The organism is Bacillus sp. THAF10 (assembly GCF_009363695.1).
Taxonomy (GTDB): Bacteria; Bacillota; Bacilli; order Bacillales; family Bacillaceae_I; genus Sutcliffiella_A.
The window spans coordinates 3,266,088-3,279,189 of record NZ_CP045403.1 but is presented as its reverse complement, the minus strand read 5'-3'; the positions used below and the strand labels follow the sequence as shown (position 1 = coordinate 3,279,189).

Below are 13,102 nucleotides of genomic sequence, written 5' to 3'. Positions count from 1 at the left end.
AGGTTGAAAGCATGGAGATCCAGCTAGAAAAAGAACTGGTTTCACACAAGAAGATAGAGGAGCTTACAGACCGGACGCTGGACTATCTTCATAACGGGTTTTCGGTACATTTTACGGGTCCAACTGGTGTAGGAAAAACATCTACCGCTTTTCATGTTGCGAAGAGCTTAGGCAGGCCAATCGTTTTCTTACAAGGACACGAAGAGTTATCGAATGCAGATCTTCTAGGGGACTTTAACGGCTACACAAAGAAGCTTTTAGTAGATAACTATATTCGTTCTGTCATGAAAAAGGAAGAAACGATGAAGGAATCCTTTCAAGAAGGGCTACTCCTAGATGCAGTGAAAAATGGTTATACCTTAATTTATGATGAATTTACTCGATCAAAACCAGAAACAAATAATCTGTTTTTGGCAGTAATGGAAGAAGGAGTGCTTCCGCTATATGGATCAAAGCATGATGAAAAATGGGTAAAGGTACATGAGGACTTTTCGATTATTTTTACAAGTAATCCAGCAGAATATGCTGGTGTCCATAAAACGCAAGATGCCTTAATGGACAGAATGATCACAATAGAACTGGATTATATGGAAAAGGAAATGGAAACCGAAATAGTGGTAGAACAAACCGGTTTATCTGCCGATGATGCCAAGAAGATTATTCAATTTGTGTCTGCACTTAGGGACAAATGCTTAAGCAAAGGGAAACAAGCGCCAGGTATTCGTGCAGCAATTATGATTGCGACCATTTTAAAACAAAAAGAATTTACTCTTTCATCAAAAGATGAAAACTTTAAGCAGCTTTGTATGGATGTTTTGTTACACCCAGTTCATAAAGGACTTGAATACAAGGAAAGATCTCGGACAATGTCCCTGATTACACAGGAGTTCAAGAAAGCTTTTGGAGGTAGTGCAAATGGAAAATAACTTAGGCTATTATACATTTTGTGTGATTGCAAACCATGAGAACTTAGAGCTTGGAGAGGTGGAGCTAGAAGGAAGAAAAACTGCTTTAGAAGTCTTTAATTATCAGGAGTTCTCCATGATTGTCACGAAGGCACCGATGAAAATATATCATCCGAAAAAAGAAAATCTCCTTGTCCATCAAAACGTGGTGTCTAATCTGATGGAAAAAACGACCGTCATTCCGATGAGCTTTGGGAATGTGTTCGAAACAGAAGCAGATATTGAATTCCTTATGAAATCCCTCTACCCAGACCTGAAAAAAATCTATCAAAAAGTAGAAAACAAAATTGAAGTTGGTCTCAAAGTAATTGGTGACGAGGATTGGCTAAAAACAGAGATGAACAAAAACCAGAAGGCTATGAAGCTTAAGGAGAAAGTCAGTGGTAAATCAGAGGCAGCTTCGTATTATGATCGCATTGAGCTTGGCGAATATGCACAAAAATTTATGAAGGAAAAAATGCAGGTTTGCATGCAGGAAATCTTTCTTCCGCTTGCAGAAAAGGCAGAATCAGCCAAGCAAAACGAAACGATTGGTGGAAGAATGCTCATCAATGCGAGCTTCTTAATAGACCGAGACAAAGAAGAGGAATTTGATGAACTTGTAAATCAAATTTATCAACAGTGGCAAGAGAAATTAGAGTTTAAATATTCAGGACCATGGCCAGCCTATAACTTCATCGACATCAAATTAAAGGCGATGGAAGCATAATGCTACACAAACTATTTACGGCGCCGCTTGGAATGGTAGTCAAGCTCGGGGAGAAAATAAAGGATGAAGTGGACAAAGAAATTTACGATGTTGACCATATTCAAAGACAATTAGTACAACTGGAAATGCTCTCAGAGATGAATGAGATATCAGAGGAAGAATATAACGTAAAAGAGGCAGAGCTGCTACAACGATACGAATTTGCAAAAAGACGAGAGCAAAAGCTTTTCGAGGATTTAAAGAGAGATCGCTAGGGGGATAGTACCATGAACACAACAAAAACGATGCATTCCTTGTTTTATTTATACGGTTTAGTTCCCTCCAAAGAATTGGAGACAAAGCCGCTTGAATCATTGGTTGGAATCGATAACCATCATGAAATTTTCACGTTTAAAATAGCTGAAGTAACAGCACTCATTTGTGAGATTGATGAGAATGAGTTTTCCGAGCAAAAGATTGAGGAAAAAGTGAAAAATGATATGAAGTGGTTAGAAGAGAAGGCATTTCATCACCATGAAACAATTAATCAGCTGCACCAGCATTATACCGTCATTCCCTTGAAGTTTTGTACCATCTACAAAACGATCGATAACTTAACAGATGTGATAGAACAGGAGAAGGAAAGACTGCAAGCTGTGTTTCAAAAGGTTGCTAGAAAGGAAGAATGGAATATCAAAATCTTTTGTGAGGAAGAAGCGCTCAGAAAAGAAGTAGCAGAACAATCCTCTATCATTAAAGAGCAAGAGGCTGCTTTACAGACGCTAACACCTGGTAGACAGTTTTTTGAGAAAAAGAAACTACAAAAATTAATGGACGAAGAAGTCATAATGTTGAAAAGAAGCAAGTGTGAAAGCATACATGATCAATTGAAAAACCTTAGTGCGCAAGCAGAAATAAAGAAAAATTGGACTCAAGATATGACAGGGAAAAAACAAGATATGAATTGGAATGCTGTTTATCTCATCAGTACCGAAGGCAGAGAGGAATTCACAAGCAGGCTAGAGGAAATGCAGCAATCTTATAAAAATGCAGGTTTCACCATCGAATGGTCCGGACCGTGGCCATGCTATCACTTTGCAAACCTTTAGGAGGTAGGGAGCATATGCCGTCAACCTATGGAGCAGATCCCAATCAGGATGTCTCCCTATTGGATATATTAGATGTCATCTTGGATAAAGGAGTGGTATTAAGAGGAGAACTGATCATCTCCATAGCTGATATTGATTTAGTGTATTTAGATTTGCGGTTACTCATTACCTCTGTCGATAAAATGATGCAAACCACTACGCGAAAACCTATAGAGGAGGAAAAGCCATGGAACACCAGCCACAAAAAAGTGGGCGAATACAACTAGATCCTGATAATGTCGAGCAGGGTCTCTCACAATTAGTTCTAACAGTAATAGAGCTTTTACGTCAGCTAATTGAACGACATGCCCTTAGAAGGGTAGAGAGTGGTACGCTAACGGACGAAGAAATTGAAAGACTTGGTACAGCACTCATGAACCTAGAATTAAAAATGGAAGATTTAAAAGAAATCTTTGATCTAGATGATGAAGACTTAAACATTAATCTTGGACCACTGGGGAATTTACTATAAGTTGTGCTTTTAAGAAGGAGTGTTACGTATGACAATGCAAACACCGTCAAATGCCAGTAATCTTGTAGAAGTACTAGAAAAAATCCTTGATAAAGGTGTCGTTATTGCTGGTGATATCAAAATTGGTCTAGCAGATGTCGAGCTTTTAACTATTAAAATTCGCTTGCTTGTCGCATCTGTTGATAAAGCGAAGGAAATCGGGATGGACTGGTGGGAAACGGATCCTTATTTTTCTTCTAAAGGAGTGAATCATGAGTTACAAGCACAGAATGAGAAGCTGTTGGAACGAATCAATCAATTGGAAAAACGTCTGGAATAACTAAAAGGCATTTCATCCGCTATGAACCTAAGATGAAATGCCTTTTTATTTTGCTCAGTTAAACTACGCTGTTGTTTCCGCGAAAGTGGCTCCGCGTCCTCGGCTTCGCCTGTGGGCTCTCCTGTCAATCGCTTCATTCGCGCGGGAGTCTCCGTCTTTTGCTCCAATCACCAGCTAAAAATCACCAGCTATTAAATATTCAGCTCTAACAAAACCCTTATTTAAACATATATTGTTTTGTCCGGAACTTTACACTCATTACCATGCCCATGGCAATCATATTGGTCAGTAATGCACTTCCTCCATAGCTCATAAATGGGAGTGCAAGACCTGTAATTGGCATAAGTCCAATGGTCATGGCGATATTTTGGAAAATTTGAAAGGAAAGTAAACCAATAACTCCTGTTACGATATAAGTTCCAAACGGGTTATCGCAGCTTATGGCGATCATCACCAAACGATAAACTAAGATAAAGTAGATGGAGATAACGATCGTCGCTCCAATAAATCCAAACTCTTCTCCTATCAGGGCGAAAATAAAGTCAGTTTGTACCTCTGGAATACGGCCGCTCTGTGATTGTACGCCATCCAAAAACCCTCGCCCAGACACCTGTCCACTACCAATCCCTTTTAATGCTTCTGTCAACTGGAATCCATAGGAGGATGCATACTCCTCCCTACTAAGCCACCCGTAGATACGCTCTAACTGGTGAGGCTTAATGAACTTGGAAAAGAGCTCAAAATGGTTATTATGTAAGTAAACTAGTGACATCAAACCTGCTATGGCAGTGCCTGCAAACAAGGAAAGTACCCGCCAGGAAGCACCGCTAATAAAAAGCATGGTAACCATAACCGCTCCGATTACTAACGCCGTACCAAGGTCAGGCTGCAGTAAGATCAAAGCAAATGGTGGAAGAGAATAAAGAATGATTTTAACGACTACACTTAAGGGCGTTACGGTGTCTAATTCATGCTTTTCTTTCGTCCATTTATAGATGACACCTGCTAATGCAATGAGTAAAAATATTTTCATAAATTCCGAAGGCTGCAGTAAAAACCCCCCAAGGTTAATCCAGCGTTGGGACCCATTTCTTACTGTTCCAGCAAAATGAACAGCGAGAAGGAGAATAATCCCTAACGAATAGAAGGGTAATGCAAAATTCTCTAAAAGCTCATAGTCAAAGAACATGACGGCAAACATAATGCCTATCCCGATGATATACCAAACAATTTGGCGTTTCACAAAGTAGTAAGGATCATCAGCAAAGTATTGCCCTGAAGCGCTATAAACGGCAAACAAGCTAATGATGAATAATAAAAAAAGCAAAAACAGCAGCGTATAATCAATTCGATTATACGCTAGCTTGTTAGTTTCTGTCCCCATGATGATTCTGTCTCCTCTCTAGCATCTCGCGCCATGGTGGCATGTTTCGATAAGTGGACAAGAATTCCTGCTGCATAAATAGTGATAAGAAGGGATGATCCCCCGTAACTGATAAATGGTAAGGTGATTCCAGTAATAGGTAAGAGCCCGCTAACAGCACCAGCATTAAAGAATGCCTGACTTGCTATTTGAAACGTGATCCCAAATGCAAGCAACTTTCCAAAAGGGTCCTTTATCGCTACTCCAATTCTAACACCTCTGACAAGAACAATTAAGTAAAGTAGAAAGAGAAAGGCCACACCAAAAATCCCTAGTTCTTCTGAAATGACTGCAAGGATAAAATCTGTATGTGCCTCAGGTAAATAACCAAGCTTATGTATCCCGTTACCAAGTCCTCTTCCAAATACACCTGCATCTCCAATGGCAATGAAAGATTCTACAAGCTGAAATCCTGTATCTGATGCATTTCCAAATGGATCGACAAAGGAGGTGAGTCGTTGTAAACGGTAGGTTGCTGTGGTTGCTAAAAATAAAATAGCTCCAACTGCTAATGTGCCAAGCATGAATATATGCTTCCATCTTGCTCCCGAACAAACCAGAATCATCCCGCATGCCATCAGGATGGTGGATCCCGTTCCCAAGTCAGGTTGGAAATAGATCAATGAAAAAACAACAAATAACACAGCTAGCGGAGGCATTACCCCTTTTTTAAATTGATGAATATAGGGTTGTTTCCTAGCATAAACCCTAGCAAAATAAATAATCATAACCAATTTGGCAATTTCAGATGGTTGAATACTAAATCCTACGTCAAACCAACTTCTAGCACCATTGATTTTAACTCCAAAAATTAAAACAGCGATTAAAGAAAGAATACTAACCCCTACCATTAATGGCGTAGCTTTATCATAGATCTTGTAATTAAAGATGATGGCAGCAAGGAAAACTGGTATGCCAATTAACAACCAATTTTTTTGTCTATCATAAAAATATGCATAATTATCGTATCGTTCATAGCCTAAAAGCATGCCTGCACTATAAACCATAATCAACCCGTATATGCATAGCAGAACGATGGCTGCTATTAATATCCAGTCGAATCTTCTCAATTTTGTAATCATTGTCGATACTCCTTATTACTTGAATATAGCGCAGCGTTTTTAAAAAGCTCTTTTCTAAAAGATTGTTGCTAAAAACTAAGAAAAAGTCGTCTTTTAGACTTTTTTCAGTCATTATTCAAAGGAAAGTTGCCACATAGTTAAAATTCCCTCCACGAAAAGAGCACGACAGCAACGTTGATTACGTGTTGCTAAACGATACGCAGTAGCAACAAAGTTTGCGTAAACAGCCTTTTAAAAAGAATCTCCCAATCTAATTATACAATACAACACCATTACAATGAAATTGAGAATATATGAAATTCTGATGACGCCAAGCAAAAAAAGAAGCTAACTAAGCGTAGCTTCTTTTTCTATATACTTTCTAATAAAAAACGCATCTTCCATGGTTGGTGGAGTTGCTTTAAAGTGAGGAGCGGGCTTCGTTTTACTAGCACACCGGACAAAAAGTTTGTTTTTTATTCGAGCAGCATAGACAATCAAATAGTTTTCCATAAAACTGTTATACATACTATCCTCCACTTCTCCACTCCAAATGGATAATGGTAGATTGTGCTTCCACATCGTTTTGCTTCCAGTGTAGAGAAGCTTGCCCTCGTTCATCCAAATAACAGAATGGCAGATGGATTCCCATTCGTTGAGCTCGTGAGCAGCAACAACAATGGTAGTACGGGAGGCAATTTTGGTTACGTAGTTTAGCAGACTTTTTCTTTCATGAATATCCAAGTAGTTTAGGGGCTCATCTAAAAAAACGTATTCAGGTGCGCCTAAAAAGGCCTGAGCTAGGGCTAAACGCTGTTGCATTCCTTGCGAGAGCTTTTTAATTTTAGTTTTTTTTACATCTTGCAGATGAAAAGTAGCTAGGAGCTCTTCTATTTGTCGGTTTGAGAAATCTTTAGGAAGTCCCTTTAACTGAGACAGATAGAGTAATAGCTTTAAAGGAGTAAAGTCGGGATAGAGCTCTACTCCTGTTGGAACATAGCCAATTTTACTTCGAACAGCGACAAGATTTGAATCCATCGTATCGTCATCATATTGAATTTCTCCATGCGTCGGTCTGATTGCCGTTGCTAACAAGCTTAACAGGGTGGATTTCCCGGACCCATTATTGCCAACGAGAACATTTATACCTTTATGAATGGTTAATTCTTCAATTGTAAGAGCAAATTTCTTATACTTCCACTGAATGTCTTGAGCGCTAATCATTTTATTCGCCTCAATTATCGAAACATAGTTTGAATGCTTAAGCTTTTTTTATAGGACATGTAAAGCAAGAGAATACCGGTTATGATAAAAGCACCTTGAATAGCCACAATGTCCTGACTTTGCAGGGTAAAAAAACGATAATAAAATCCTTGATAAATGGAGCCAGCGGCCATAAACCCAACCCAAGCTGTTATCCCAATTCCAAGTCCAAACTTTACGCCTTTACGCATCATCATATAGGCAATAAGGCCATAAATTAACATGCAGGGTGCAATCCAATGCAAAAGGAACGGAAATAGTTCAAAATGACTTATCGTTGTAAAATGTAAATAAACAGAGCTTTTTATTCCCAAAATGATGTTCATGGCAAAGATAATCATCATTCTGCTTAGTAGCAACAAAGCTGGTGGGAATGGCGTGATACTCTCTATGGTCCGCATTTGTTTGTTCCAAGTTTGATACGTATAAAATACACCAACCAGAACGGATAGCGGAATAGTAATTTGGAAGAATACCGTAGCGTCAGAGAACTGTCTATTCGATGTAAGAAGTGTCAACATGACAAAGATAAACGTGCTTGCTACCCAGAAATGCCACTGATAGAAAGAAACTTGCGCTTTAAGCTGAGAAAGAAAGCTTGGTCGTTGCACAGACTCGTGTTTAAATTCTTCAACAGGATGAAAATTTATTTGATCAAAAGCAGGCTGCAATGTTGCCAACAGATTTTTTGTGTCTTGGCTTGAAGGTGCTTTCACTACATAAGAGGAGAATGCTTCTTTTAATTCATCTTCCAGCTGATATAGTTCTTGTTCTTGGTTGTGTTGGTTCTTCATTTACGTTCGCCTCCTTATCCTCTAGTACCCCTTTGAGCTTTTTCAATGCATGAAACAGGTTTGATTTTACCGTACCCAACGGTAACGCCATTATTTCTGCAATTTCTTTTAGTTTCATATCTTGGTAGAATCGAAGCAACACAATTTGTTGTTGCGGCTGTGAGAGATGCTTTAAGGAAGACATAATTTCTTTTCTCGTTTCTTGTTTTTCATATATTTCTATTACGGAAGATTTAGGGTCTACCGTTACAGGCATTTCTTCTTTGGCGGTATCCTCTGAACGATATTGTGCACTTCTCCAGTAATCCTTGCAGAGATTGGATGCTACCCGATATAACCATGCTTTTGGATAGCTTGGAACCTGTTTGTTTTTAAGCTGATTTAATAAACGAATGAAGGTTTCCTGTACAACGTCTTCTGCTTTTTTTGTATCCTTTAACATTCTTTCGACATATTGGTGTATCGGAACATGATACCTGTGAACAAAGGCTTCAAAGGCGGCCTGGTCTCCTTTTGCCATTTGCTCCAATAGTTTTTCATCACTTATCAACGCATTCCCCCACTTTCAAACGAGCTATTCCAATAATGCATCCATTCGTCGTATGTGATTTTTTCTTTTCCTTTAATCCTCATGTCATGGTACACATGTTTAAGCAACGTCTTTATTTTTTGGAGATTCCCTTTTTCTATCTCTACAGCAATCATAAGCACGACGTCATAGCTTTTTTCCATGGTAAACTCATTTCTAAGAAACTCTAATTTTTCTAATTCGTTCGTTCCTTCTCTGTCTGACAACCAATTGATACGTCCTATCATGGAAATTGCATTGAAATAAGATCCATTGAATTCATCAAAATCTTCCCATTCATAGCCGAGGAAATCCTTATATAAAACCAGCAAATAAGCTTCCTGTATCCCTCTTGACACATCTTCTTCATCATACCAATACGAGTAATAGTAACCTTGATTAAATAATACATTTGTAATCAATTGCCCTTGTATTTGGTTATAGGTATTTTCTACTATCTCTCCATCATTTTTTTGTACAGACGATTTCAAGTTGTCTTCTAGTAACAGTATTTGATCGAACCGGTTCATATAATAGCTATCTATCCCAATCCATTCAAGGGAAGGCAAATAAGCCAGCTTAAAGGTAGGTTCTATGGGCTCATCTAACCAGGTAGAAAGATAGGAAAAGGTCCCCTCTAAATCCCTTAACTCCTCTTTCAATTTCTCTGCATTAGCAGGTGTGGCAATGATGGAAAGAGGAAAGGCTTCCTTGGTTTCTATTACATTTTTATCAGAAAGAAAGGATATACCTTTAGCATTGATACTAGAAAATTGCTGAGAACCGTCTATTGCGTTTTCCTTCTTCCCTGTACTAAAAACAGGATGTTCAAAGTTTACTAGCTTTACAAAAAAGTCCGACTCTGAAAGCTTTTGATTTAACTCTAAGGGTCTGTCGTAGAGGATAGATTGAATATAAGAATTCTTTAGGGAATTATCAATGACATAAATAGGGAAATCCCCTGGAAGTGGATACCATCCAATATAATACGGAAAATACATATCCTTCTCATGCAAAAAGGCAAAATTACCTTCGTTATAAAATAAATATCCCCATTCATTTAAACTCCCGCTATAGGTTACTTCCAGCTTATTCAGCTCTTGTTGTTTAAGCTCTTGCATGATGATTAAATGGTGATCTCTTTCATAGAATACTTCCTCTCCATTCCACGTTATCTTTTCTATTTGGAAGGTAGGATAAAGTGTGAAGTGAATATCTTTGTATTGATTTTCTGGAATTAGCAGTTGAGCTTGAACAGAGAAATCTGAATTTCCTTCTCGTACCACTTCCATATGATAGCTATTTATCTCATAGAAATCTTGCATCGTCTCTACCAACTCATTGTTCGTTTGATCATATCGATTGACTGCTCCAGCCTTTAGCTGTTCGTAATTTGCGATTCTCTTTGACCAGAGCGTTCCGTATGGAGTAAAGGATGCAATCGTCACCACTACTACGATGGAAAAGAGCAGCCATTTTTTATTTCTGAAAGAAGTTAATCTATCGGTGGAAGATTTAATAATGGAGATGGCTAATAACAATAAGCTGAAGAAGAAAACAAAGACTTGTGAATACAGCCATTCTTGCTTTCCTAATCGAAATCCCCATGTATCAGAATGAGTGCTTTCAAGAAAGAATTGATTTAAATGAAAGGTCTTTAAAAAATATAAATGATATCGCTGAATAATGAAGCCTTCCATAAAAAATGTTCCAAACATCCAAGCACAAAAGACGATAATGTAAACAATTCTATTAGGAATCAATACGGCAAGGACCATTCCTAACGAGATTGTAATTCCATATGAAAGCTGGCTTTGAATGAACAATGGAAAACCGAGCTCCAACAAATAAGATAAGGATAGTTCGTTACCACTTCCTACCAATAAATAAGTAAAGAAGAAGAGAAGGGAATATGTGCAGCTGTAGAAAAACAAAGCGGCATATTTCGCAAGAATGATTCCCAAAAAAGAGTTAGGTAGCGAATTGGTCCAATCTAACAAAATGGTTTGTTTTTCCCGTCTGATAGCGAGAACACTAGCTAGAAAAATGACCCCAAGGGATAAGGTGTGGCCGATGCCTAAGAATCCTTTTACAGTGGAATAATAATCATGTGAATATTGTCCAAGATAACTAGATTGAAGCTGCTGCTGGTTATGAAACCAGAGAACCATTCCTAAGAAATAAAGGATTGGAGCAAGGAGGAAAAACCAGTTTTTTAATATAAACATTCCCTCAAATTGAAGCTGTCTTACAAATTTCAACGTTCCACACCTCCTATTAAAGCGAGGTATCCATCTTCAAGTGTAGGTTGAATAAGGCTTGCTCCAAAAAACGGCTTTTCATCTGCCAAAATTCTCGCATACACCTTGTCTCCTCTATATTCTGATCCTAGAATCGTTCCATCTGAAAAGGAGTCTAAAAATATAGGAGCAACCACTCCTTCCCAAACTTTGCTGCATGCGATTTCTTTTAGGTCATCTATTGTAGAATCCATAAGCAGCCTGCCATTTTTAAGGACCGCAATATCATAACAGCTGCTTTCAATATCTGTCACAACGTGAGTGGAAAGAAGGATGCTTTTGTTTATTCCCTCCTTAGAAAGGAGGTTTCGAAAACGTAATCTCTCTTCAGGATCTAATCCGACGGTAGGCTCATCTAATATAATAAGCTTGGGGTTTCCGATAAATGCTTGCGCAATCCCTACCCGTTGCTTCATTCCATGAGAAAAGGTCTTTAATTTATCCTTTGCTTTGTGTGTTAAATTTACTTCATGTAACCAATGGTGTATGTGTTCTTTGCGCTCTTTTTTGTTAGTAATTCCTTTCATAACCGCAACGAAGTCGAGAATTTCAATCGGCGTTAGCTGCGGATACACATGAAAGTGCTGAGGCAAGTAGCCAATGAATTGTCGTACCTTCTCAGGGCTTGTATGAATGGAATAAGAATCTATCACAACATCTCCTGAGGTAGGCCTCATTAATGTCGCCAACACTCTCATTAACGTGGATTTACCAGCACCATTTGGACCTAACAAACCGTAAATTCCATTTGAAATTGTGAGATTGATAGAATGAAGAGCTTGATGCTGCTTATAAAATTTTGAAAGATTTTTTATTTCAATCATTGTCTTGCCTTCTTTCACATGCATTAAAATATATGATAGTCTCATCTATTATAACGAAATAGCGGAGAAAAGGTTTAAGTATGAAGGAAAAACAATTAACTATTTCTGGAACTTTATTTTACTGAAAATTCAAATATAACAAAAAAGCAATTGACGCTTGTTCGAAAATATAATATAATCGGTTTCGAAAGCGCTTTCGATAGAGAGGGAACCACTAGATGACTACTATTTATGATATCGCGAAGAAAACTGGTTTTTCCATAACAACAGTGTCAAAGGTATTGAACAATTACTCTGATGTAAGTGAAAAAACCAAGAAAAAAATTCTTGCTGCAGTTGATGAAATGGGGTATTACCCTAATTCACACGCAAGGTCTTTAACGACAAAACGATCCTGGACGATAGGTGTCGTATTTATGGAATCACTTGGAATTGGAATTAAGCATCCATTCTTTAATGCTGTCATAGAAAGCTTTAAACAGCGAGCGGAACAATTTGGTTACGATATGCTATTTGTTTCAAGAAATATTATTACTGAAAAGAAAAGTATCATTGATCATTTCCAACATAGGGGAGTAGATGGAGTGGTGGTTGTCTGTTCTATGACTGATGATCCGGAGGTAGTGAAACTAATGCAGTCCACGCTTCCTACAGTGATAATAGACATGCACAGCTCAAAAACAAGCGTAGTTTACAGTGATAACAGCTATGGAAGTGTTTTAGCTGTCGATTATCTCCATTCATTGGGTCACCGAAAAATTGCTCATATTTATGGGCATCAAGAGACATATGCAGGAACTGAAAGATTAAAAGGTTTTATTAAGGCAACCAAAAAGCATAGTTTAATCATTCCCAAATCCTATTTCGTTAATGGCGAATTCTTTTCCATTGAAGGAGGACAGAAAGCGATGAATGAACTGCTTGCCCTTGATGACCCACCGACAGCAGTTTATGCAGCTGGAGATAGCATGGCAATTGGAGCAATTAAAGCGATTAAAAGCCATGGTTTATCTGTCCCAGATGATATTTCTGTTATTGGGTTTGATGACATTGAAATCGCTCAACACGTGTCTCCGGCATTAACCACTATTAAGCAGGACATGGACCAACTTGGTTCTACCGCTGCAGATATGCTCATTGACCAAATTAATGAAAAATCAAAATTAAGCAAAGCCATTACGATTCCCGTTCAACTAATGATTCGAGAATCTTGTAAGGCAATTGACCAGGATGAGTGAAAAGGGGACTGAATAACAAAGTCTTCTTTTTATCCCATA

At 38.2% G+C, this 13,102-nt stretch carries 15 protein-coding genes; 8 read left to right on the top strand and 7 right to left on the bottom strand.

Features of this window, described 5'->3' with window-relative positions:
* The first annotated feature begins 11 nt into the window (after positions 1-11).
* The 7 genes from gvpN to FIU87_RS16945 are packed head-to-tail and all read left to right on the top strand — an operon-like array spanning position 12 to position 3,592.
* On the top strand, positions 12-926 hold the full coding sequence (gene gvpN, locus FIU87_RS16975; RefSeq protein WP_152445661.1) for a gas vesicle protein GvpN: 915 nt from the start codon (positions 12-14) through the stop codon (positions 924-926).
* Positions 916-1,674 (top strand): GvpL/GvpF family gas vesicle protein, encoded by a 759-nt coding sequence (locus tag FIU87_RS16970; RefSeq protein ID WP_152445660.1) that lies wholly within the window; start codon positions 916-918, stop codon positions 1,672-1,674. The genes gvpN and FIU87_RS16970 overlap by 11 nt, the downstream gene beginning before the upstream one ends.
* A complete protein-coding gene (locus tag FIU87_RS16965) occupies positions 1,674-1,928 on the top strand; it encodes a gas vesicle protein GvpG (RefSeq protein ID WP_152445659.1) in 255 nt (84 codons plus the stop codon). The genes FIU87_RS16970 and FIU87_RS16965 overlap by 1 nt, the downstream gene beginning before the upstream one ends.
* Positions 1,929-1,940: 12 nt before the next feature.
* Entirely contained in the window at positions 1,941-2,762 is an 822-nt protein-coding gene (locus FIU87_RS16960; protein WP_152445658.1) for a GvpL/GvpF family gas vesicle protein, read from the top strand.
* 14 nt (positions 2,763-2,776) lie between these two features.
* Positions 2,777-3,028, top strand: a complete 252-nt coding sequence (locus tag FIU87_RS16955; RefSeq protein WP_152445657.1) for a gas vesicle protein — start codon at positions 2,777-2,779, stop codon at positions 3,026-3,028.
* The gene (locus FIU87_RS16950; RefSeq protein ID WP_152445656.1) at positions 2,989-3,273 is read left to right on the top strand and encodes a gas vesicle protein K; all 285 of its coding nucleotides are present in this window, start codon (positions 2,989-2,991) and stop codon (positions 3,271-3,273) included. The genes FIU87_RS16955 and FIU87_RS16950 overlap by 40 nt, the downstream gene beginning before the upstream one ends.
* Positions 3,274-3,301: 28 nt before the next feature.
* On the top strand, positions 3,302-3,592 hold the full coding sequence (locus tag FIU87_RS16945) for a gas vesicle protein (protein ID WP_152445655.1): 291 nt from the start codon (positions 3,302-3,304) through the stop codon (positions 3,590-3,592).
* A gap of 217 nt (positions 3,593-3,809) precedes the next feature.
* On the opposite strand, the gene rodA is transcribed toward FIU87_RS16945, so the two are convergent.
* The 7 genes from rodA to FIU87_RS16910 all read right to left on the bottom strand — a co-directional run bounded on the left by rodA (position 3,810) and on the right by FIU87_RS16910 (position 11,825).
* Complete coding sequence (gene rodA, locus FIU87_RS16940; RefSeq protein WP_152445654.1) at positions 3,810-4,976, bottom strand: rod shape-determining protein RodA; 1,167 nt, start codon at positions 4,974-4,976, stop codon at positions 3,810-3,812.
* Positions 4,952-6,097 (bottom strand): putative lipid II flippase FtsW, encoded by a 1,146-nt coding sequence (gene ftsW, locus FIU87_RS16935; RefSeq protein WP_152445653.1) that lies wholly within the window; start codon positions 6,095-6,097, stop codon positions 4,952-4,954. The genes rodA and ftsW overlap by 25 nt, the downstream gene beginning before the upstream one ends.
* 327 nt (positions 6,098-6,424) lie before the next feature.
* A complete protein-coding gene (locus FIU87_RS16930) occupies positions 6,425-7,300 on the bottom strand; it encodes an ABC transporter ATP-binding protein (protein ID WP_152445652.1) in 876 nt (291 codons plus the stop codon).
* A gap of 14 nt (positions 7,301-7,314) precedes the next feature.
* Positions 7,315-8,133: a hypothetical protein gene (locus FIU87_RS16925; protein ID WP_152445651.1), complete on the bottom strand. Its 819-nt coding sequence runs from the start codon at positions 8,131-8,133 to the stop codon at positions 7,315-7,317.
* Positions 8,084-8,683, bottom strand: a complete 600-nt coding sequence (locus FIU87_RS16920; RefSeq protein ID WP_152445650.1) for an RNA polymerase sigma factor — start codon at positions 8,681-8,683, stop codon at positions 8,084-8,086. The genes FIU87_RS16925 and FIU87_RS16920 overlap by 50 nt, the downstream gene beginning before the upstream one ends.
* Complete coding sequence (locus tag FIU87_RS16915) at positions 8,680-10,962, bottom strand: hypothetical protein (protein ID WP_152445649.1); 2,283 nt, start codon at positions 10,960-10,962, stop codon at positions 8,680-8,682. The genes FIU87_RS16920 and FIU87_RS16915 overlap by 4 nt, the downstream gene beginning before the upstream one ends.
* On the bottom strand, positions 10,959-11,825 hold the full coding sequence (locus FIU87_RS16910; RefSeq protein ID WP_152445648.1) for an ABC transporter ATP-binding protein: 867 nt from the start codon (positions 11,823-11,825) through the stop codon (positions 10,959-10,961). The genes FIU87_RS16915 and FIU87_RS16910 overlap by 4 nt, the downstream gene beginning before the upstream one ends.
* Before the next feature lie 218 nt (positions 11,826-12,043).
* On the opposite strand from FIU87_RS16910, the gene FIU87_RS16905 reads away from it, so the two are divergent.
* Complete coding sequence (locus FIU87_RS16905; protein WP_152445647.1) at positions 12,044-13,063, top strand: LacI family DNA-binding transcriptional regulator; 1,020 nt, start codon at positions 12,044-12,046, stop codon at positions 13,061-13,063.
* Positions 13,064-13,102: the final 39 nt, after the last annotated feature.